Here is a 22,524-nt window from a genome sequence, read left to right as displayed (position 1 = left end):
AGATGGAGATAACTAAAAAACAAACACTCTTTTTCCTGGATAACTTTGACTCTTTTACTTATAACCTGGTTGATCAATTTAAGGCATTGGGTTATCCGGTAAGAATTTACCGTAATAATATACCCGCCACGCAGGTTAAAGCGCATATTGATGCTTGTGAAAATGATGTGGTTTTAATTCTTTCACCTGGGCCCGGCACGCCAAGTGCGGCAGGTTGCCTGATTGAATTGATCGGTTTATGCAGAGGGCAAATTCCGATGATTGGGGTGTGCTTAGGCCACCAGGCGATTATCGAGCAGTATGGTGGCACTGTCGGTCAAGCGGATCAAATTATGCATGGTAAATCATCGTTAATAGAACATTGCGGTGACCGAATGTTCAGCGGTTTAAGCCAGCCGCTTTCCGTTGCCCGCTATCATTCATTAATCGGTACCTTTGTACCGGCATCGCTCGAAGTAGTAGCACATTTTAATGGCATGTGCATGGCCGTTTATAATGAAGCAGATAAAGTGATAGGTGTTCAATTTCATCCTGAATCTATTTTAACCTGCGAAGGTGCAAAATTATTAGAGAGCAGTTTAAATTTAGTCACGGGGAACAGTTAAATGAGTTCATTCAACATACATGAAATTTTAGAGCAGTTATACGCCGCTAAATCACTGACCAGTGAGCAAAGCCAGGCATTCTTTGAACGGGTTGTTCAGGGACAAGTTGATCCTATTATTTTGTCTTCGGTGCTAACGGCATTAAAAATAAAGGGTGAAACAGCGCAGGAAATCACCGGCGCCGCTAATGCGCTGCTTGCACAGGCAACACCTTTCCCGCGTCCTGATTATGACTTTACCGATATCGTTGGCACCGGAGGGGACGGTTTAGGGACGATTAATATTTCCACTGCCAGTGCCTTTGTAGCCGCCGCTTGTGGCCTAAAAGTATGCAAGCATGGCAGCCGTAGCGTATCGAGTAAATCCGGCTCATCGGATTTGCTGGCAGCTTTTGGTCTTAACTTGGATATGAGCGCACAACAGGCGCGTCAGTGTTTAGATGATTTAAATATCTGTTTTTTATTTGCCCCGCAATATCATGCGGGCATGCGTTTTGCCGCCCCGGTACGTGCTGCATTAAAAACCCGCTCGATCTTTAATGTCCTTGGCCCCTTAATCAACCCTGCTCGTCCGCAATTTGAACTAATGGGTGTCTATGCCCCTGAACTGTTAAAACCAATTGCAGAAGTCCATAAAGAGTTAGGAATGAAGCGTGTTATGGTGGTTTACGGCAGCGGTCTGGATGAAATAGCATTACATGGTGAAACCCAAGTGGCAGAACTGATTGATGGTAAAATTATAGAATATACCTTAACACCGGAAGATTTTGGCGTTCAACATTACCCTGTTGAGGCGATTATTGGTGGGGATCCCTCCGAAAATAAAATAATCATTGAACAAATATTACAGGGTAAAGGCAGCGATGCGCAGCAGGCAGCTGTGGCCGTTAATGTTTCCGCTTTACTGGTCTTAAACGGTAAAGCCGATAACTTTAAAGAGGGCACAAAACAAGCGCTGGCAATGATGTTAACCGGTAAACCATTACAACTATTAAAAACACTTGCGGAGCGAAGCCAATGTTAAATGATAAAAGCCTAGAGAATACTATTCTGGGAAAAATTATAGCGGATAAGGTCGAGTGGGTAAAAGCGCGTCAGCAAAAACAACCCCTGATAAGCTTCAAAGATAAAATAACAGAGAGCGATCGCTATTTTTATGAAGCATTAGATAAACCTGACACTGTCTTTATTTTAGAGTGTAAAAAAGCCTCCCCGTCGAAAGGGTTAATTCGGGAAAATTTTGATTTGGATCTGATTGCCGGGACTTATAAAAATTATGCCAATGCAATATCGGTACTGACGGATGAAAAATACTTCCAAGGTGATTTTGAATATATCCGTAAAGTTCGGGAGCAAGTATCCCAACCGGTCATTTGTAAAGATTTTATTATTGATCCCTACCAAATTTATCTGGCACGCTATTATAAAGCCGATGCGATATTATTAATGCTGTCTGTTTTAGATGATGATGCTTATCAGGCTTATCGCAACACTGCACATAGTCTTAATATGGGGGTCTTAACAGAAGTCAGTAATGAGCATGAGCTGGTACGTGCCATTGCATTAAATGCAAAAATTATTGGCATAAATAATCGTGACTTACGTGATCTAAGTATTGATTTAAATCGTACCAAAGAGCTGGCAGCTAAAATACCGGCAGACCGTATTGTTATTTCTGAATCGGGTATTTACAACCATAGTCAGATTAAACAGCTGAGTAAATATGCAAACGGTTTTTTAGTTGGTAGCGCAATTATGGGCCAACCCAATATTGATAGCGCTTGTAGAAAATTGATTTTAGGCAGTAACAAAGTTTGCGGTTTAACCCATCCTAGCGCTGCTGCGGATGTTTATAAAGCGGGCGCAGTTTATGGCGGTTTAATCTTTGTTGAAAAGTCAAAACGTTTTGTGGATATGGAGGAAGCGCGTTTAGTGATGCTCGGTGCACCACTATTATATGTAGGTGTTTTTCAAAATGAAGAGCCTGAATTAATCAGCTATACCGTTAAACACTTAGGATTAACGGCTGTACAGTTACACGGTGATGAAAATCCAAAATATATTAAAGTGTTACGCGCTTTGTTGCCGGAAAAATGTGAAATATGGAAAGCCCATGGTGTGGTGGATAGTTTGCCTGATTTTGAAAAATTTAATGTTCAAAAGCACCTATTAGATACCCGGGTCGGTGAGCAAACAGGGGGAACAGGTAGAGCCTTTGACTGGACTTTGCTGGACAGTTTAAGCAGTGAGATTAAAAGCAAGATAATACTGGCCGGTGGTTTAACCCCTGAAAATGCACAGCAAGCCTGTTTGATAGGCTGCGCAGGGTTAGATTTCAATTCAGGTGTTGAATCTGCACCCGGCAAAAAAGATCCGCTAAAATTAAACGCCGCATTTTCAGCAATAAAACATTACCTGCAGCGATAAAATATTATTCATTTATTCTAAGGTGGCATCACCTTGTATAAAATAAAAGGTTATTAAAAATGGAAAAACTAAATCCTTACTTTGGTCAATTTGGTGGTATGTTTGTACCCCAAATTCTGGTCCCCGCATTAAAACAGTTAGAAGCTGAATTTGTAAGAGCGCAAACAGATCCTGAATTTTTAGCAGAGTTATCTGAATTATTAACCGAATATGCAGGTCGCCCGACGCCCTTAACATTATGTCGCAACCTGACTAAAGGTAAAAAAACCAAACTTTACCTTAAACGCGAAGATCTGCTCCACGGAGGTGCACATAAAACCAACCAAGTTTTAGGGCAGGCATTACTCGCTAAACGCATGGGTAAAAAAGAAATTATTGCAGAAACGGGTGCCGGCCAACACGGTGTTGCAGCGGCATTAGCTTGTGCATTACTTGGACTTAAATGTCGTGTTTATATGGGTGCTGTGGATTGTGAACGTCAAAAACCCAATGTCTTCCGTATGCGTTTAATGGGCGCGGAAGTGATTCCCGTTCATTCCGGTTCATCAACATTAAAAGATGCCTGTAATGAAGCATTGCGTGATTGGGCTGGCAGTTATGATACTGCGCACTATTTATTAGGGACAGTGGCCGGCCCACACCCTTTTCCAACGATTGTACGTGAATTCCAGAAAATAATTGGTGAAGAAGCGAAGCAGCAGGTATTAAAAAAAGAAGGTGTGCTACCTGATAAAGTGATTGCCTGTGTCGGCGGGGGCTCTAACGCCATCGGTATATTCAATGATTTTATAGACGATCCAAGCGTTGAACTGATTGGTGTTGAGCCAGGAGGACGCGGTATTGAAACCGGTAAACACGGTTGCCCTATCACCTATGGTTCAAAAGGTATCTTCTTTGGTATGCATTCCTTAATGATGCAGGATAAACATGGTCAGGTTAAAGAGTCTTATTCGATCTCTGCCGGACTTGATTTCCCGTCCGTTGGTCCGCAACATGCTCACCTTGCAGAAACGGGACGCGCCCAATATGTTTACGCTACCGATGACGAAGCGCTAGATGCTTTCCATGAACTCTCTTTAAAAGAAGGTATTATTCCGGCTCTTGAGTCCGCACACGCATTAGCACATGCCTTAAAACTAATTAAACATGATGATAAGGAGCAAATCATTATTGTTAATTTATCCGGCCGTGGTGATAAAGATATCTTTACCGTCGCTGAAATTTTTGAAGAAAGAGGAATTCTCTAATGAGCAAACGTTATCAGGCTTTATTTGCCCGTCTTAAAACTGAAAACCAGGGAGCCTTTGTTCCTTTTGTGATGCTTAGTGATCCCAATCGCGCCCTCTCCTTGAAAATAATTGATACTTTAATTGATGCCGGTGCAGATGCTTTGGAGTTAGGGATCCCCTTTTCAGATCCTGTCGCCGATGGTATTGTTATTCAAGATGCCTCTATTCGCGCTTTGAATGCCGGTGGAACACCAGACAGCTGCCTGGAAATCATTGCGGAAATTCGTCATAAACATCCGACCATTCCCATTGGTCTATTATTGTATGTAAACCTTGTTTATCGTAATGGTATTGAAAATTTTTATGAACGTTGTTCTAAAGCGGGTGTCGATTCTATATTAATAGCAGATGCACCACTTGAAGAAAGTGCGCCTTACCGCGCTGCGGCTGGAAAATTTGCCATTAACCAAATATTTATAGCGCCCCCTAATGGCGATCAGGAAACATTACAAAAAGTGGCTGAATATGGACAGGGTTATACCTACTTGTTAAGCCGCGCGGGGGTGACCGGTGGACATGCCAAGGCAGGTATGCCTATTGGAAATATGTTGACGACATTAAATAAATATCATGCGCCGCCGTCATTACTGGGTTTTGGTATTTCCACACCTGAGCAGGTACGTGAAGCAATAAAATTGGGAGCTGCTGGCGCAATTTCAGGTTCCGCTGTGGTTAAAATTATTGAAAAACACTTAGATAACCCGGATAAACTGCTTTCTGAAATGCATAAATTTATCAGTAAAATGAAAGCTGCCACCGATAAAAAATAAATTAATAAAAGTGCAATGCTTACTTTAAAGTAACTTTGCACTTTTTCTAATAGGAAAAAGAATGAAACAATTTTTTGAATTTATTCCACTAATTATCTTTTTTGTGGTCTTTAAGACGACCGATATTTATATCGCAACGGGCGCATTAATAGTCAGCATGGGGTTAATGCTCGCTTTTAACTATTACAAAGATGGTAAAGTTGAGAAAATGCAGGTTATTACCTTTGGCATGGTGCTGGTATTTGGCACTTTAACTATTGTTTTGCACGATGACGTATTCATTAAATGGAAAGTCACTGTGGTATATGCCTTGTTTAGTTTAGCTTTACTGGTCAGCCAGTTTTTCTATAAAAAGCCGATTATCAAACAGATGCTGAGTAAAGAAATCAACCTGCCTGCCAATATCTGGAATAATCTAAACATGGCCTGGGCATTGTTGTTTGCGGTATTATCAGCGGTCAATGTTTATGTTGCATTCAGTTTGTCGCAGGAGACTTGGGTTAATTTCAAAGTGTTTGGCTTATTGGCAATCACCCTTGCATTTACGCTTTTAAGTGGCCTTTATATTTATAAATACTTACCTGCAACGGCAGAAAAAAAGATCTCTGCCAATAAAAATCCAGAGGAATAGAGATGTTATATGTTATTTTTTCACAAGATGTGGAAAACAGTTTAAGTTTGCGCCAACAAGCACGCCCAGCACATCTTGCACGTTTACAACAATTAAATGAGCAGGGGCGGTTAATTGTGGCAGGTCCGATGCCAGCGATTGACAGTGAAGATCCGGCTGATGCAGGCTTTACCGGCTCGACCATTATCGCCGAGTTTGACAGTTTAGCAGCAGCACAAAATTGGGCAAATGCGGATCCTTATATGGACGCCGGCGTCTATAAAAAGGTCATCGTAAAACCCTTTAAAAAAGTATTACCCTAGCTTATAAAAAAAGGGACTCGATTGAGTCCCTTGCTTGTTTTACTGTATATAAAAATTTAGTTTGAATGCAGCATACTGTTCAATTCAACCGCGCTTTTATTCACTAAGCATTCAATCTGTCCCGTCATTGAATTACGGCGGAAAAGCAAATCATCTTTATTTGCAAGTTCACGCGCCTTAGCATAACCTGCTTCTTTACCTTCATTATCAAGCATTTTCACTTTTGAACCCGCTGTTATGTATAATCCGGCCTCGATAGTGCAGCGATTACCAAGTGGAATCCCTAAACCTGCATTAGCGCCTAATAAACTGTTTTCACCAATAGTGATGACCATCTTGCCACCACCACTTAAGGTCCCCATGGTCGATGCACCACCACCAATATCAGTACCTTCACCCACCATTACACCGGCAGAAATTCGTCCTTCAATCATGCTGACGCCAGCTGTGCCGGCATTGAAATTGATAAAACCTTCATGCATCACAGTAGTGCCTTGCCCCACATGCGCGCCCAAACGTACGCGAGAGGTATCAGCAATGCGTACACCGCTTGGTACAATGTAGTCAACCATTTTAGGAAACTTATCAACGCAATCAACGGTGATAGTTTCACCCTTTAAACGCGCCTCTATCTGGCGGTCAGATAATTCAGGAAGATCGATTGCGCCTTTGTTGGTCCAGGCAATATTATGCAGTAGGCCAAAAATACCGTCTAAAATTAAACCATGGGGTTTAACTAAACGATGCGAGATAAGCTGCAGCTTCAGGTAACCTTCAGCGACACTTTGCGGCGCATCATCTGTTGCCAGAATAACTAAGACTAAAGGTTGGCTTGATTTTGCCGCGGCCGTTGCAAAATCCGCATTTGCGCTGTCATTAGCGCCGTTGAAAGCAGCCGCTAAATATTCGGACATTTCAGCTTTTATTTCAATAACTTGATTACCCTGTTCATAGCCTGTAATAGCACCGATAACAGAAACCAGATCATCACTTGGATTCAAGATAGGATTAGGAAAGAAAGCTTCAATAATTTTTTGATCGCGGTTTTTTGTGGCAGTACCAAAAGCAAGTGCAAAAGTTGACATTAATATAACTCCGTTTTAAAAATTCAATATAGTGTTTTATTAAATCATAATCAAGATGCGGATTACAGATTTATCCCCAACTCACTTGAATATGCAGGAATCAGCAAGCGGTTTGGGACTATCCAAAAACGTAAAAAAAATGATAATTTTAGTCCGCCACTTAACGGCGTGGTGTAATTTTAGAATGCAAAAAGAAAACTTTCCTGGCGAACAGAGCTGATATAAAAGTGGCAATTCTAATAACAGAGAAACGATCAATGTTGTAACTGTTTGCGTTTCAGTAAGAGAGAGGTATTTAACTGCCCAGCTAAACACCATAAAGGTTCGACGAGCGACGTATTTAATCGTTTTTTATGCTTACAGCTAATTAAAACCAATAGATTTGCCGATTACCCATGCAGAGGTAATCTGTACAGAGACGTTTTAAACCCTAATGCTGTAAAAATGCTATCAACACTTATTTAAATCCCCGAGAGGTACGCAGTGTCTCATAGGCACGTTGGATATCCTGTGCTTTTTCTTTGGCTAAATTCATCATTTCATCGGGCAACCCTTTGGATACCAATTTATCAGGATGATGTTGGCTCATCAGTTTGCGATAGGCGCGCTTAATCTCTTTATCAGTTGCAACCTCTTCAACACCAAGTACTTTATAAGCGTCTTCTTTATTAGCCGCTTGGGTTTGCTGTTGCTGACCTTGATGGAAATGTTGCTGACCTTCCATCATCTGTAATAAACGTTCCAGTTCAAACCTTGAAAAACCTAGCTGCTGGGCAATATTATATAAAATCTTTTTTTCATTTTCGTCTAGTACACCGTCAGAATAAGCAACCTGCACCTGAATACCCAAAAACATTTGCAGAAGGTTGCGTTCCCCCCGCACCATCTGGGTAAACTCAGAAAGTGTCTCTTTAAGTGAGAACTCCCCCGCCTTACCCTGTGAAAACGAAGTCTGTGCCCGCTCTCGAGCCGCACCCTGTAGACGCATTTGATCCATATAAGCGTTAGCAATTTGTATATCAGTTTGTGTTACCTGCCCTTTTGCTTTAGCAACATATCCCATGACAGAAAACGTAGCGTTAAAAAATATTTTTTGCCGTTCCTGGCTATTGGCAGCATTACCAAATAAACTATTTTTCGCACTGAAATTATTAGCCCGTGCACGATCAAAACGATGCCCTAACCAGACGCCCAGCAACATGCCAAAAATATTACCAAACATAAAACCAAAAAAGCCGCCGAGTAGTTTTCCCCAAATGCGCATAACGTTAAAATACCTTGTTTATTAGAAAGAGAAAGAATCAATATTATTTTAATTTGCTTAACTATTGCTCATTTTGCCTCTTTTTCACCTAAAATACAGAACTTTAACATATTTATAAGTAACAAAGATTGGAGCTCTGATAAGTTTGTTCTATTATAACCAGATCTATTTTATTTTATTTTATTTTAGCTTAGCGTTTTCAATTTCTAAGCATATTTGTGAGTTACTCATGTTAAAAATACTACCTTCATTACTCTTTTTCTTACCTTTATTTGCAAATGGAGCGGAAGAACCTGCAGAATCTGTGCCTGAAAAAGAAAGCACACAACAATATGCTGTTACCAATAATACGTCAACTACTGAAGAACTACCTGCAGGTCAAGAACGTGATACGAAACATTTTTTCCGTCAGTGTTATATACATGTTCCACCTAGAGTAGATGATCCTAATACTCTGCCTGTTGAACAACAACCTATTAATATTGATGCGCAGAAATTATATGCGATTCCAAGTAAGTTGGTTTATGAGGAGGATGTTAATCTCACCCAGGGGAATAAAAATCTAAGCGCTGATAAATTAACCTATTATCCTGAACAGGAAAAGATCATTGCAGAAGGTAATGTGAATTTTAATGATGGCCAAGTGACCTTATTTGCAGACGTTATCGACAGGCAATTAACCAGTAATAAAACATCTTTATATCAGGCAGATTATCAGTTTCACGGTCGGGGAGGGCGTGGGGATGCAGATAAAATTTATGATAACGGTGACAATCTGTATGAGCTGAAGAACTCCTCCTATAGCGCCTGCCCCCCTGGAGATAATACCTGGTCGATTGATTCAACGACACTTTATATCGACAATAAGGCAGACACTGCCAGTGCTTATAACGCGATACTCAAAATAAAAGACATCCCGGTTTTTTACTTGCCTTATATTACTTACCCTATTTCGGATAAACGTAAAACAGGTCTTTTATTTCCAAGTTTTGAATTTGCAAGTTCCAACGGTTTCACCCTTAGCCAACCCTTGTACCTCAATATTTCAGAAAATATGGACGCCACCATTACGCCGACCTATATGCAGAATCGAGGCACTCAAGTTGCGGGTCAATATCGTTATCTGCTCGATGCCGGCAGCGGTAAAATACAAGGCGAATATTTAGCCGATGATAAAATTTACAACGAAAGCCGTTATCTATACCATTGGGATCATGCGCTGAGCTTTGCTAGTAACTGGCAGTTTAATCTAAATTATAATCATGTCAGTGATGATTATTACTTTACGGATATTGCGACAGAGTATGGTTCGCGTAGTGCTAACCAGTTATTACAGACGGCCAGTTTAAAATATAATCAAAATAATTGGAGCAGTGAATTAGAGGTCAGAAGTTTCCAAATATTGGGTAACGGGGACACACCCTACGAAGTGGTGCCAAAACTTTCATTCAATGCTTATCAACCCCTTAACTTTCATAGTTTACAATTAGACTGGCACTCAGAAATTTCAAAATTTAACCACAGCGATACTGACGTTTATACCGGTACCCGACTCCATTTAGAACCTAAACTGTCGCTACCCTTGTATTACAACTCTCTGTTTGTTAATACTGAATTTAAATATATGCTTAGCTTTTATCAGCAAGATTTAAGCAATGCGACTAAATATTCGAGGTATGATGAATTAAGCAAAACGGCAACCCGTTACCTGCCCTCTTTTAAAATACATTCCGGGGTTAATTTTGAACGTACATTATCAATATTGAATAACAAGTATCGGCAAACGCTGGTACCGCAAATTCAATATTTATACGTTCCTTATCAGGATCAATCGGCCATCGGTATTTATGATAGTACCGCGATGCAGGTCGATTATTACGGTTTATTCCGTGATAATCGATTTTCAGGATATGACAGAATTGCAGATGCTAATCAGATAACCTTTGGTGTTTCCAGTAGCTTGATTAACCCGCAGGGGCAAAAGAAAGTACGTTTAGCGATTGGACAGAATTATTATTTTTCTCCTTCGCAAATCTATGTACCAGATTACAGCGAGGATAATAACAAGAGTAATACCGCGAGTCGCTCTTCACTTATTAGTGCGTTAGATATTAATTTTGAAAATGATTATTTTTTCCATGCGGGATTAGCAGTGGATTCAAATAAAGGAAAACTTAAAAGCTCCAATTTTACTCTGGAGAAACGTTGGGCCAATAATACCTTTGCGCAGTTAAATTATCGTTATTATGCAAATCCGGAAGATGAAGCCTGGGACATAAAAATTAATCAGCTGGGGACTAAAGTCAATTGGGCAATGAATTCACAATGGACCTCTTATCTCAGTTACTATTATGACGTGGATTACAAACACGCCTACGAGAGTATTGTTGGCTTAAAATATCAATCATGCTGCTGGGCAATCAACTTATCCTACGATAGCTATATGCAAGCATATTATGGTTCAGAGGATTCAATAAAAGAAAGTTATGAAACCGAGAACAATTTCAAACTAAATTTTGAACTGACCGGATTAGGTGGTGTTGGATTTAGCTCTGGTAATCAAAGTTTATTTGATTACGGTCGTCCTTTTTACTTACAATAATGGAAAAAAAATGAAAGTTATCAAGAATATTCTCCTGCCTTTACTTTTTGCGTCTTTGGCCGCAACGCAGGTGTTTGCGGAAAAGATACCGTTAGACAAAATAGAAGCAGTTGTTAATCAAGAAATTATTCTAAGCAGTGATTTGCAGCGCGCACAACTTGACATTCAAGAGCGTTATAAAAATAGCGATCAAACATTACCCAGTGGCGATAAATTAACCAAGCAGATTCTTGATAAATTAATCACTGACCGTTTACAGCTGCAAATTGCACAACGCATCGGATTACGAATAAACGATGCGCAACTGCAACAAACGGTACAGCAAATAGCTCAAAAAGAGGGGCTTACCAGTGAACAGCTACAAGCAAAACTTGAAAAACAGGGCAAAAATTACGCTGCCTTTGTTGATACTATTCGTGACGAATTGACCATCAATGAAATTCGTCAAATTGAGGTTCGCCGCCGTATAACGATTTCGGATCAAGACGTTGAACAGATGGTAAAACGGATCAATGCTGAGGGACAAAAAAACACCCAATTTAGTTTTGTACATCTTCTTTTTAAGTTAGACAAAGAGAGTTCAGCGGCAGAGCAACAACGTATTGAAAAAAAGGCACAGGATCTGGTTAAAAAAATCAAACTCGGGGCCAATGCTTCACAGTTAGCACTGCTTAACTCGGAAGGGCCAAAAGCGTCTGAAGGAGGTGACTGGGGATGGCGGACGATCAATGAAATGCCCACTTTATTTGCAGGCATATTTAATGAGCAGCAAACTAATAAAGGGGATGTAATAGGTCCCTTTAAGTCAGACCTTGGCCTTCATATTATAAAGATAATGGATAAAAAAGGAGCTCAAAATGTGATGACGGTTGAAGTCAATGCACGACATATATTGATTAAATCTAATATCATTCTGAGCGATCAAAAAGCACAAAAATTATTGACGGGTTACCGTCAGGATATTATCAACGGCAAAAAATCCTTTGCAGCACTTGCCCGCGAATATTCTCAGGATCCAGGTTCAGCCGTTAAAGGAGGAGATTTAGGTTGGGCAGATCCCAGTATGTATGTGCCTGAGTTTAAAGAATTAGCGCTCTCTCTGCCCGTTGGAGAAATCAGCCAGCCGTTTCGTACTATGCATGGTTGGCACATCCTCGAGGTCATAAATAAACGCGAATCAGACACCACAGAACAGGCGACTAAACAAAAAGCTTACAGCCTGTTATTTCAACAGCGTTTTCCCGCAGAAGTTTACGCCTGGATGAATGAAATACGTCAGGAAGCCTATATTAAAATACATAATCCGAATTATATGATTGAGAAAAAATAATGGTAAAGCGTTTAATTATCACTGCCGGAGAACCGGGCGGTATTGGCCCAGACTTAATTCTACAACTTGCTAAACAAGTCTGGCCTGTGGAATTAATTATTTGTACAGACAAAAGGTTATTGGCTGAACGTGCCTTACAACTTAATGAACAAGTAACCTTGCTTGATTATGATCCGAAAATAGCAGCTAAAGCCAATCAAATTGGCTCCTTAAAAGTAGCTAATATTAACTTGCGGGCACCCGTTGAAGCGGGAAAATTAAACACGCTAAATGCGCAATTTGTATTAGATACCCTGAGTTTTGCAAGCCGCGGTTGCCTGTCTGGCGAATTTTCAGCGGTGGTCACAGCACCTGTGCATAAAGCGGTTATTAATGATGCGGGGATCACCTTTAGCGGTCATACCGAGTTTTTTGCTGAACAGGCGGGTGTTGATCTGGTCGTTATGATGTTAGCGACAACCGGACTGCGTGTGGCATTAGTCACAACGCATCTGCCTTTAGCCGATGTATCTGCCGCCATTACCGAGTCGCGTCTGACTAAAATAATCCACATACTGGATCAGGAATTACAAACAAAATACGCCATCAAGCAACCCCGTATTTATGTTTGCGGTTTGAACCCTCATGCAGGTGAAGGTGGCCATATGGGCCGGGAAGAGATTGATACCATCGAGCCGACATTAGAGCGGTTACGTACAGAAGGGATCAACTTAATCGGCCCCCTGCCGGCGGATACACTCTTTCAGGAAAAATATTTAGCAGATGCAGATGCTGTTTTAGCCATGTATCATGATCAGGGCTTGCCTGTTTTAAAATATAAAGGATTTGGCAAATCAGTCAATATCACTTTAGGTCTACCCTTTATCCGCACCTCTGTGGATCATGGTACTGCGTTAGACTTAGCCGGCACGGGTAACGCCGATCCAGGCAGCTTGTTATGCGCAGTCAATGAAGCCATTACGATGATTCAGAGCACCAATAAATAATAAACCAAAATAGTTAAATAACTGTTTTATTTTGCGGGTTAACTTTCCGAGCTAACCCTGAGCAGAACAGATAATTAATATTTTGGTATAAGCAACAAGGCAAAATCAATATGAATGATAAAACACACTTAGGTCATACCGCGCGTAAACGTTTTGGACAAAACTTCTTACACGATGATTATATTATTGATTCTATTGTTGGGGCGATCGCACCTCAATGGGAAGACAACATCGTTGAAATAGGCCCGGGCTTAGGCGCACTAACAGAGCCGGTTGCAAGTAAAGTGAAGTGCTTAAATGTCATTGAGCTCGATAGAGATTTGGCTGCCCGTTTAGCAGAGCATCCCGTATTAGGTGATAAATTAAATATTACCCAAGCCGATGCGCTACAATTTGATTTTGGAAAGTTAGCCAGTACAGAAAGACCACTGCGCGTTTTTGGTAACTTGCCCTATAATATTTCAACACCGCTGATGTTTCATTTGTTCGAATATGCAGACAAAATTTCTGATATGCATTTTATGCTCCAAAAAGAAGTGGTTAATCGTCTCTGTGCAGGTCCGAACTGTAAAGCCTACGGACGCTTAACCGTTATGGCCCAATATTATTGCCGCATTATTCCTGTATTAGAAGTACCACCGACGGCTTTTAAACCGGCTCCTAAGGTTGATTCAGCTGTTGTACGTTTAGAGCCCTATGACACCCCACCCTTTATCGCTAAAAGCTTAAAATGCCTTACCCAAGTGTGTTCCATGGCCTTTAATCAACGCCGTAAAACAATTCGTAATGGTTTGCGTGATTTGTTAAGTATTGAACAATTACAAGAAATTGGCATTGATACAACCAAACGGGCAGAAAATATCAGCGTTGAAGAGTACGTTAATATTGCCAATTATGTGTTTGATTTAAAAGAAAATAAATAAAGGTGGCTACCTATATAGTGGGTGATGTCCACGGCTGCTTCGATGAACTTCAAGCTTTGCTTGAACTCGCGCAATTTAAAAAAAATAAAGATCAGCTTTGGATAACCGGCGATCTTGTCGGACGGGGTCCAAAATCGCTGGAAACATTACGTTTTGTTAAAAGCTTAGGTGACAGTGCGAAGATTGTACTGGGTAATCATGATCTGCATCTTTTGGCCATTCATCAAGGTATCCACAGTGATAAAGAAAGTGATAAATTAAGCGCATTATTAAATGCGCCAGACTGTGATGAATTACTGACTTGGTTGCGTTTTCAACCGCTTTTTAGACGCCATCCTGAATTTAACTTTGTGATGGTTCATGCGGGCATATCCCCACAGTGGACTATCCAACAAGCGCAAGGTTATGCTCAAGAAGTACAAAACATTTTGCAGGGTAATGAATTTAAAAAACTGCTTAAAAACATGTATGGCAACCACCCTGCCTCATGGAATGATAGTTCACAGGGTATTAAGCGGTTACGTTTTATTATTAACGCATTAACCAGAATGCGTTATTGCCTGTTAGACGGGTCATTAGAATTTTATAGCAAACTTGCCCCTGAGCAAACCGATAGCACTATCATTAAACCCTGGTTTGAAATTAACACGTTGGATCAGAGTAGTGACATCATCTTTGGCCATTGGGCGGCGTTATTAGGCACGGGGACTAAACAGGGAATTTATGCTTTAGATACCGGATGCGTCTGGGGAAATAGCCTGAGTATGTTACGTTGGCAAGATAAAAAAATGTTTTCTTTTGCTTGCCAACGCCAGAGAGTTCACAGTAAATAAATCAGCTTACTCGGTCCAATGTTATAAATTGATAATTATAACTGTTTTGCGCATCGCTCTGATGCGCTTCTTTCTGTACTTCTCGCCAATCGGCAATCATTTTATAATCGGGAAAGTGTGTGTCACCCGCTGTTTTTAAATCGATAAAAGTAATATATAAACGGCTTGCTTGTGGTAAAAACTGCTCATAAATCGTCGCTCCACCGATCACCATGACTTCATCACAATCTTCCACCAGTGCGAGTGCCTGCTCAACAGTTTGCACGCAGCAAACCCCCTCTATGTGAAGATTTTTATCACGGCTTAGTACTATGTTTTTTCTTCCAGGTAACGGCCGCCCGATTGACTCGAAGGTTTTCCGCCCCATAATAATGGGTTTACCTAATGTGACTCGTTTAAAAAACATTAAATCGGCAGGTAAATGCCATGGCATTTTATTATCCAAACCAATTACCCTATTCTCCGACATCGCAACAATCATTGAAATTTTCATAACTCACCCTGTTCAACTATTTTGCAGGAAGATTACCATAGAATACCAAATCCACTTATTTTCTCTTTACTTATGCTGATACTATCTGATAAAACTGCATTTTAATCTTTACTATTAATTTGATTCGTAGCCTCATGTTCGTGACCCACTAAAGCCGTTCCTTACTATTTAGTATAATGAGAACCACGAGTCACTAACATCAATGCCTTGCTTTCATGCATTTTTTCGACGCCTCAATAGATGACCTAATGAGTGAAATTGCTATAAGACCTCTACAATTTTTGCTCTATTCTGTTAGGGTTGTTAATCTATTTCAGAAATATTCCCTGCATTTATTTGATGCGTTTAGTATTAGTGCTAATTTTTCCTTTGCAATTATTGCTCACTTGATTAATTCTTTGGGCATAACACTATTTTTCAGGCTTTGTTATTAATTTGATGCATAACATGTTGTGAGGCGCTGAAGTACTTTAGAATAGTTAGGTACGATTTTGTATCATTAGAACAACTTACACTAATTAATATCTTGCATTGATCCGTTTCCCTGCGCCGAAAGGGACTCTCTGATCAATGGAAGTGCTATTATTAATCTTTGTCTAAAGCAGACACTAAAATCTTAAACGCTTGTTATTGATTAATTAACTCTTTAAAATATTTTTCCGAATATCAAGATTAGGGACTAAAATGACTTCAGTAAAAAAAGGAATTTTCACCAGCCTTGCGCTCATTGTATTGATACTGTGGATAGTATCAATTTGGTGGGGATTCCCCCCCGCAGCCTATGATGTAAAAACGAAAGCGCTAGAAACAGCTAAAATAAATAACCATAAAATAGTGCCTGGTTATACAATAACGACAACCTTAATAGATGTCACAAGCTGGTTAATTGAAAAACCTGGCGGATTTTTCTCAAATGATGTCACACCACCAGGATTATTCATGGATAATGTGCCGGCTTTTGAATATGGCGCCCTCAAACAGATAAGAGATTTATCATTAGCCATGCGTTTAAATTTTAGCCGCTCACCATCCCAGACAACGGGTGATAATGATTTAGAAAAAGCACAGGAAAAAATTAACACTTCGCACAAAAATTGGGCGCTGCCAAGTGCTGAAAAAGAGTACCGACAAGCTATTGCCTCTCTGGTGCGTTATCGCACACGTTTAGTTAAAAACAGTCAAAATGAGGCACAATTTTACACCAGAGCAGATAATTTAAGTGCTTGGTTAAGTGCCGTGGAAAAGCGTTTAGGCTCTCTCTCACAACGCTTAAGCTCAAGTGTTGGGCAAGACAGTTATAACATCGTATTAGCCGGTGATTCCAGTACCAAGCAATCAACCGAAACAGCACAGCAGATGCAAATAAAAACCCCTTGGTTTCAAATTGATGACGTGTTTTATGAAAGTCGCGGTGCAACCTGGGCTATTTTGCATTTTTTGAAAGCCATCGAGGTTGATTTCACTGATGTCTTAGAAAAGAAAAATGCACAAGTCAGTTTAAATAAAATAATTAAAGACTTAGAATCAACGCAAGCTGTTGTTTGGAGTCCGGTTATTTTAAATGGCAGTGGGTTTGGTCTATTGGCAAACCATTCATCGGTGATGGCAAGTTATGTATCGCGTGCCAACGTTGCCTTAATCGATCTGCGTCGTTTATTAGAGCAAGGTTAAACGCGCGGTCGCAATACGACAGCGATCGGCCTTCAGTTGATTTGGGTATAGCCGTTTTGGCGGTAAATGTCCTCGAGTTGTTGACAGCAAAAAATAATTAAGTGATTACATTGTCAAACAGACATAAATAGCTCAATGTTTAATTTAAATAGAGTTTCCCATCTTTTAATTCAAATCATCATTTTATTTTTTGCTATCAGATAGCTAAAAATTGCTCCATAGTATCTTTTAAAGTGATAAAAATCCCCCTACAATCTGGATCCTGTGACTCGATTCTACAGTTTTTAATGTTGAAGATGACATGAAATTTTCAGACTTTTCATATCAATAAGATATCTCCATTGGTTCAAATCTTGGATAAGGCTTGAAAAGTTCATTAATTCTTTTGTGATGGTAAGTTAAACACCTATTTTTAAAAATAAATTGATCGTAACATGGTCACAATAGACCTTCCTTACTTTTTATAACGAGGTATTTATGACCAATACTTTATATTCATTCCGTCGTTGCCCTTATGCAATACGTGCCCGTTTAGCCTTAGCGGTCAGTTCACAGTCTGTTTTTTTACGTGAAATAATACTTAAAAATAAACCGGCTGAAATGTTAGCACTTTCCAGTAAAGGGACGGTGCCTGTTTTACAATTGAGCGATGGAACTGTCGTCGATGAAAGCTTAGATATTATGGTTTGGGCGCTCGCACGCCGCGATCCAAATAACTGGTTACAGGGCAGTTTTACTGAGATGTTAAGTTTAATTGATGAAAATGATTTTGAATTTAAAGGCTGGCTCGATAAATACAAATATGCGGATCGCTTTCCAGAACACTCCACGCTTTATTACCGGGAGCATGCGGAAGATTTTTTAATGCAACTAGAAAATCGTCTCAGTTATACCCCTTATCTTTTCGGCCAAAAAATCAGCCTGGCCGATATGGCAATATTACCTTTTATACGGCAATTTTCCGGTGTTGATAAAGACTGGTTTGAGCAAAGTGCCTACCCGTTCCTAAAGGTCTGGTTAGCCAACTTTATCAACTCTCAATTATTTACATCGGTAATGAAAAAATACCCAATCTGGCTTGAATCCGAACAACAAAGCATCTTCCCAGAAATACAGTGATTTGTCAGATTTGATGATATAAACGGTAGACTCTTAGGGTGAATAAATGCGGTTAATACCTTTAAATTATCAATAGAATTAAAGCATTAATAGAGTAAAGCATCAAAATATTTGAATAAACTATTCTACTTTTCTATCTTTGCTTATCAAATAGTTAATCTACAATGAACTTAATTAAAATTTTGTTAAGTTCACATTTAAAAAGGGCATTAAATGTCACAAGCAGTCACAAAATATAATATCACCGCTAAACTCCTGCATTGGGTTTCAGCTCTGTTAGTTATTGGCTTATTTAGTTTAGGGCTGTGGATGGTTGATCTAACCTATTACAATGACTGGTATAATACAGCACCCTATATACATAAATCCGTTGGCTTGTGTTTATTTGCACTGACCCTGATGCGGGTTGTCTGGAAACTGTTCACCGCCCATCCTGACATTGAAGGTCAAAAATGGGAAATTAAAGCGGCTAAAACAGCCCATTTCGCTCTTTACCTTTTATTATTCAGTCTTTTTATTGCGGGATACCTGATTTCAACAGCCGACGGTCGTGCGATAGCAGTGTTTAATTGGTTTTCCGTGCCCGGTTTTGGCTCGTTTATTGAAAACCAGGAAGATATTGCTGGTATTATTCATTATTATCTGGCATTTACATTGATTGGCTTAGCCGCTTTGCACGCCTTAGCTGCCCTAAAACATCACTTTATTAATAAAGATAATACACTCAAGAAAATGCTCTAACTTAAACTCGAATAGGAATTAAATAATGAAAAAATCACTTATCGCAGCCGCACTCAGCACAGCGCTGTTTATGCCAACCTTTGCCAACGCCGCTGATTATAAAATAGATACCGATGGCGCACACGCTTCAATCAATTTTAAAGTAAGCCACTTAGGTTACAGCTTTATTCAAGGTCGTTTTAACAAATTTGACGGTCAATTTAGTTTCGATGAAACTAATATTGCAGCCTCTAAAATAACCGTCAACGTGGATACCAGCAGCCTGGATTCAAACCATGCAGAACGTGATAAACATATTAAAAGTGACGACTTTATTAATGCCGGTAAATTTTCAGAGGCAAAATTTGTCAGCCAAAAATTCACTGAAAAAGCAGATGGCAGTTTAGTGATTAACGGCAGTTTAACACTGCATGGCATCACTAAACCTATTACTATTGATGCTAACTTGGTTGGTGCAGGTGAAGATCCTTGGGGCGGATACCGCGCAGGTTTTCAAGGCACAACACGTTTACAGCTAGTTGACTTTGGTATTCAGGTAATGGGTCCTGCAAGTTATGTGGACATGGAATTAAACGTTGAAGGTGTGCGTCAGTAAATTTAATATTTTAAAAATGGCAAACCCGTAAAGGTTTGTCATTTTATTTACTACAAAAATAAAACGCTATTTAGTCATCTTCTGCTCGGTGAGAAAAACAATCTCCTTATCCTGCATCTTAACTTGAACCACACTGTTATCTGAGAATTCATTCCGCACAACTTTCATTGCTAATACATTTTCTATTTGACGCTCCACTTCACGTCTTAAGGGTCGCGCACCATAAATAGGATCAAAACCGTCTGCCGAGAGTTTATCAATCACAGCATTATCGACTTCAAGCACAATGCCCCTCAGTTTCATTCGTTCGACTAATTCAGCGACAAACATCTGTGCTATCTGACGGACATGTTCTTTTTCTAAATAATGAAAGACGATGATGTCATCAAGCCGGTTAAGAAACTCTGGTTTAAAGAACTTCTTAACTTCGTGCATCACCAAATCTTGTGTTTCCTTATAGTTTAGCGAATCAGAATGAATAAATCCGATCGGACGCTTGTCAGGGGAGAGTGACCCGGTGCCCAGATTAGAAGTTCCTATAATAACGGTATTGCGAAAGGAAACTTTACGCCCTTTAGCATCCGTTAGTTGCCCATCTTCAAGAATTTGCAGTAACATATTAAACACATCCGGGTGAGCTTTCTCCATCTCATCCAGCAATACCACTGTATAGGGGTTATGACGTACACGTTCTGTTAATTGCCCTCCTTCACCATAACCGATATACCCTGGTGGTGCGCCAATCATTTTAGAGACTTCATGTCTCTCCATATACTCCGACATATCAAGACGAATTATTCTTGTTTCATCATCTAACAAAAAGGCAGCCAAGGCACGGGCGAGTTCAGTTTTCCCGACACCAGTAGGGCCCAGAAAAAGAAATGAGCCAATAGGACGTCGGCTGTTTGTAATACCGGCCCGATTGCGACGAATGGCATCTGCAACAGCGCGGACAGCATCTTCCTGGCCAACGATCCGCTGATGCAATTTTTCTTCCATTCGGGCCAGTTTTTCAGACTCCGATTCAACCATTCTCGCAACGGGAATACCTGTCCAGCGTGCTACTACTTCGGCAATATCATCCGATGTCACCATCGCATCTTCCTTGGCCCGCCCCTGTTGCCAATCACTGCGTGCCTCTTTAAGCTTTTGATCGCTCTTTAAAATCTCCATCTGCGTTGCTGCTACCTGCTCAAAATTTTGCGCATTAAAAGCGCCGGTCTTATCGCGTAATAACCCTTGATGCTTACGTTCAAGATCCCGCAAATTTTGAGGAATAGCGGTAAGACGAAGATGTTTCCGCGCGCCTGCTTCATCAATCAAGTCAACCGCCTTATCGGGTAAACAGCGATCCGCAATATAACGCTCAGAAAGTCGTGCTGCAGCTTCGAATGCTGGTAACGCATAATGAATATCATGGTGCTTTTCATAACGGGGAGCCGCGCCCTGCAAAATAGCAATGGTTTCCTCAATACTCGGCTCCCGTACTAAAATAGGATGAAAGCGCCGCTCAAGGGCTTTATCTGTTTCTATATATTTTTGATATTCATCCAAAGTATCAGCCCCTATAACCTGCAGGGTTCCCTGAGCCAGCGCGGTTTTCAACAGACTCGGAGCATCAATACCACCGGATCCGGCATTAGCGCCAACCACGGTATGCAATTCATCAATAAACAGAATAACCTTGCCTCCCGCCTCAATAACGGCATCACGCACAGATTTTAAGCGCTCTTCAAATTCACCGCGCATTGAAGCCCCGGCCACCAGCTCTCCCATATCCAGCGCAAGTAAACGCTTATTTAGCTGACTATCGGGCACATCAGCAGCCACAATCCGTTGTGCCAAACCTTCGACAATAACCGTTTTACCTACCCCGGGTTCACCAATCAGGGCAGGGTTATTTTTCTTACGCCGGGACAAGGTTTGAATAATCAATTCGATCTCCTCCTCCCGACCAATAACAGGATCTAACTCCCCTTTGCGCGCCATCTCGGTGAGATCTTTAGTATAGATATCCAATATATCTGGTTTTCCTTCCGCATCTTGACTATTAAGCTGATGCCCCCGTCGAATATGCTTTAATGCTTGACGCGCCTGGTCAACGCGAATACCTTCATTATTCAAAATATCAGCAACATGCCCCGCATCCTTATGAAAAAAAGCAAGAAATAAAGTGCCTGTACCAATATAGTCATCGCCAAAGTCTTTAGCCTCGTCGTAGGCAACTCGAAATACTTCGACTATCTCTTGAGAAGCCAAAATTTGCCTTGCCTGGACGTTACTTGCGGGGGGGTATTTTTGCCTTATCTGACCAACGATACGCAATGGAGCATCATCTTCATTTGGCAATAACTCCTGCAAAATTTTGTGCGCTTCGCTGTCCGGTTGAGAAAGTAACGCAACCAGCAAAAAATCGGACGTCAATATATTCAGCCGTAAGCTTCCTAACTCGGCAAAAGCAATCTCCAAACAGCCAATCACCTTTTGGGTACTCTTCTGAACATAATTATGTAACATGGCTCCTTTGGCCGCCGGGTTATTCCAATCGGACATAATAAAACTCCTTACGTTATAATTTCATGAACTTGAATGGGTTAATCCTCCAAAAACATATTACATATAATTCTAGTATCCTTAATTCGCCCTGCACTGTTATTTTTTTAAATGCCAACATATTGCGTACCTGATCAAGAATAATCGTCATAAAGTTCGCAACATCATAATCTATAGATTCAAAAGACTGGCAGATCCTCCATCTCCAAGTAAAAGCGGCATAACCAGTACTGGATTATAAAATTATGCAGACTAATCTCTAATTAAGCTTCTCCAATCTAGGGGCGATTTTTTACGCCATTTTTT

Annotated in this window: 20 protein-coding genes; 16 read left to right on the top strand and 4 right to left on the bottom strand. The window is 40.4% G+C overall.

Translation table 11 applies throughout. The annotated features are described in order from the left end of the window. Positions 1-2 precede the first annotated feature (2 nt). The 7 genes from PING_RS05620 (at position 3) to PING_RS05590 (ending at position 6,023) form a co-directional block, all read left to right on the top strand. Entirely contained in the window at positions 3-605 is a 603-nt protein-coding gene (locus tag PING_RS05620; protein ID WP_011769461.1) for an aminodeoxychorismate/anthranilate synthase component II, read from the top strand. Continuing rightward, entirely contained in the window at positions 606-1,628 is a 1,023-nt protein-coding gene (trpD, locus tag PING_RS05615) for an anthranilate phosphoribosyltransferase (RefSeq protein ID WP_011769460.1), read from the top strand. It begins immediately after the preceding gene. Beyond that, positions 1,622-3,031 carry a bifunctional indole-3-glycerol-phosphate synthase TrpC/phosphoribosylanthranilate isomerase TrpF gene (gene trpCF, locus PING_RS05610; protein ID WP_011769459.1) on the top strand — a complete coding sequence of 470 codons (1,410 nt, stop codon included), beginning with the start codon at positions 1,622-1,624 and terminating at the stop codon, positions 3,029-3,031. The genes trpD and trpCF overlap by 7 nt, the downstream gene beginning before the upstream one ends. Before the next feature lie 59 nt (positions 3,032-3,090). Next, positions 3,091-4,278 (top strand): tryptophan synthase subunit beta, encoded by a 1,188-nt coding sequence (gene trpB / locus PING_RS05605; RefSeq protein WP_011769458.1) that lies wholly within the window; start codon positions 3,091-3,093, stop codon positions 4,276-4,278. Continuing rightward, positions 4,278-5,090, top strand: a complete 813-nt coding sequence (gene trpA / locus PING_RS05600; RefSeq protein ID WP_011769457.1) for a tryptophan synthase subunit alpha — start codon at positions 4,278-4,280, stop codon at positions 5,088-5,090. The genes trpB and trpA overlap by 1 nt, the downstream gene beginning before the upstream one ends. Positions 5,091-5,151: 61 nt before the next feature. Continuing rightward, on the top strand, positions 5,152-5,721 hold the full coding sequence (locus PING_RS05595; RefSeq protein ID WP_011769456.1) for a septation protein A: 570 nt from the start codon (positions 5,152-5,154) through the stop codon (positions 5,719-5,721). Positions 5,722-5,723: 2 nt separating this feature from the next. Beyond that, entirely contained in the window at positions 5,724-6,023 is a 300-nt protein-coding gene (locus PING_RS05590) for a YciI family protein (RefSeq protein ID WP_011769455.1), read from the top strand. A 56-nt stretch (positions 6,024-6,079) separates the two neighbouring features. Here PING_RS05590 and dapD read toward each other — a convergent pair whose 3' ends face one another. After that, complete coding sequence (dapD, locus tag PING_RS05585) at positions 6,080-7,108, bottom strand: 2,3,4,5-tetrahydropyridine-2,6-dicarboxylate N-succinyltransferase (RefSeq protein WP_011769454.1); 1,029 nt, start codon at positions 7,106-7,108, stop codon at positions 6,080-6,082. A gap of 457 nt (positions 7,109-7,565) precedes the next feature. After that, positions 7,566-8,372, bottom strand: a complete 807-nt coding sequence (gene djlA, locus PING_RS05580; RefSeq protein ID WP_011769453.1) for a co-chaperone DjlA — start codon at positions 8,370-8,372, stop codon at positions 7,566-7,568. Between the two features lie 229 nt (positions 8,373-8,601). Here djlA and lptD point away from each other — a divergent pair, with 229 nt between their 5' ends. The 5 genes from lptD to PING_RS05555 all read left to right on the top strand — a co-directional run bounded on the left by lptD (position 8,602) and on the right by PING_RS05555 (position 15,046). Further along, positions 8,602-10,974: an LPS assembly protein LptD gene (lptD, locus tag PING_RS05575; RefSeq protein WP_011769452.1), complete on the top strand. Its 2,373-nt coding sequence runs from the start codon at positions 8,602-8,604 to the stop codon at positions 10,972-10,974. Between the two features lie 10 nt (positions 10,975-10,984). Then, positions 10,985-12,304 carry a peptidylprolyl isomerase SurA gene (gene surA / locus PING_RS05570; protein WP_011769451.1) on the top strand — a complete coding sequence of 440 codons (1,320 nt, stop codon included), beginning with the start codon at positions 10,985-10,987 and terminating at the stop codon, positions 12,302-12,304. After that, positions 12,304-13,290: a 4-hydroxythreonine-4-phosphate dehydrogenase PdxA gene (gene pdxA / locus PING_RS05565; protein WP_011769450.1), complete on the top strand. Its 987-nt coding sequence runs from the start codon at positions 12,304-12,306 to the stop codon at positions 13,288-13,290. The genes surA and pdxA overlap by 1 nt, the downstream gene beginning before the upstream one ends. A 110-nt stretch (positions 13,291-13,400) precedes the next feature. Next, the gene (gene rsmA, locus PING_RS05560; protein WP_011769449.1) at positions 13,401-14,213 is read left to right on the top strand and encodes a 16S rRNA (adenine(1518)-N(6)/adenine(1519)-N(6))-dimethyltransferase RsmA; all 813 of its coding nucleotides are present in this window, start codon (positions 13,401-13,403) and stop codon (positions 14,211-14,213) included. Positions 14,214-14,215: 2 nt separating this feature from the next. Next, positions 14,216-15,046 carry a symmetrical bis(5'-nucleosyl)-tetraphosphatase gene (locus PING_RS05555; RefSeq protein WP_011769448.1) on the top strand — a complete coding sequence of 277 codons (831 nt, stop codon included), beginning with the start codon at positions 14,216-14,218 and terminating at the stop codon, positions 15,044-15,046. A 1-nt stretch (position 15,047) separates the two neighbouring features. On the opposite strand, the gene folA is transcribed toward PING_RS05555, so the two are convergent. Continuing rightward, the gene (gene folA, locus PING_RS05550; RefSeq protein WP_011769447.1) at positions 15,048-15,539 is read right to left on the bottom strand and encodes a type 3 dihydrofolate reductase; all 492 of its coding nucleotides are present in this window, start codon (positions 15,537-15,539) and stop codon (positions 15,048-15,050) included. A 684-nt stretch (positions 15,540-16,223) separates the two neighbouring features. Between folA and PING_RS05545 the strand changes: the two genes are divergently transcribed. The 4 genes from PING_RS05545 to PING_RS05530 all read left to right on the top strand — a co-directional run bounded on the left by PING_RS05545 (position 16,224) and on the right by PING_RS05530 (position 19,665). Continuing rightward, on the top strand, positions 16,224-17,210 hold the full coding sequence (locus PING_RS05545; protein ID WP_011769446.1) for a DUF2333 family protein: 987 nt from the start codon (positions 16,224-16,226) through the stop codon (positions 17,208-17,210). A gap of 477 nt (positions 17,211-17,687) precedes the next feature. After that, positions 17,688-18,329, top strand: coding sequence for a glutathione S-transferase (locus PING_RS05540; RefSeq protein ID WP_011769445.1), 642 nt, complete (start codon positions 17,688-17,690; stop codon positions 18,327-18,329). Positions 18,330-18,542: 213 nt separating this feature from the next. After that, entirely contained in the window at positions 18,543-19,070 is a 528-nt protein-coding gene (locus PING_RS05535; RefSeq protein ID WP_011769444.1) for a cytochrome b, read from the top strand. 25 nt (positions 19,071-19,095) lie between these two features. Further along, positions 19,096-19,665: a YceI family protein gene (locus PING_RS05530; RefSeq protein WP_011769443.1), complete on the top strand. Its 570-nt coding sequence runs from the start codon at positions 19,096-19,098 to the stop codon at positions 19,663-19,665. 66 nt (positions 19,666-19,731) lie between these two features. Here the strand turns inward: PING_RS05530 and PING_RS05525 are convergent, their stop codons facing one another. Further along, positions 19,732-22,218 (bottom strand): ATP-dependent Clp protease ATP-binding subunit, encoded by a 2,487-nt coding sequence (locus PING_RS05525; RefSeq protein ID WP_011769442.1) that lies wholly within the window; start codon positions 22,216-22,218, stop codon positions 19,732-19,734. Positions 22,219-22,524 lie beyond the last annotated feature (306 nt).

The organism is Psychromonas ingrahamii 37 (genome assembly GCF_000015285.1).
GTDB classification, from domain to species: domain Bacteria; phylum Pseudomonadota; class Gammaproteobacteria; order Enterobacterales; family Psychromonadaceae; genus Psychromonas; species Psychromonas ingrahamii.
This window is presented reverse-complemented; position numbering and strand designations above follow the sequence as displayed.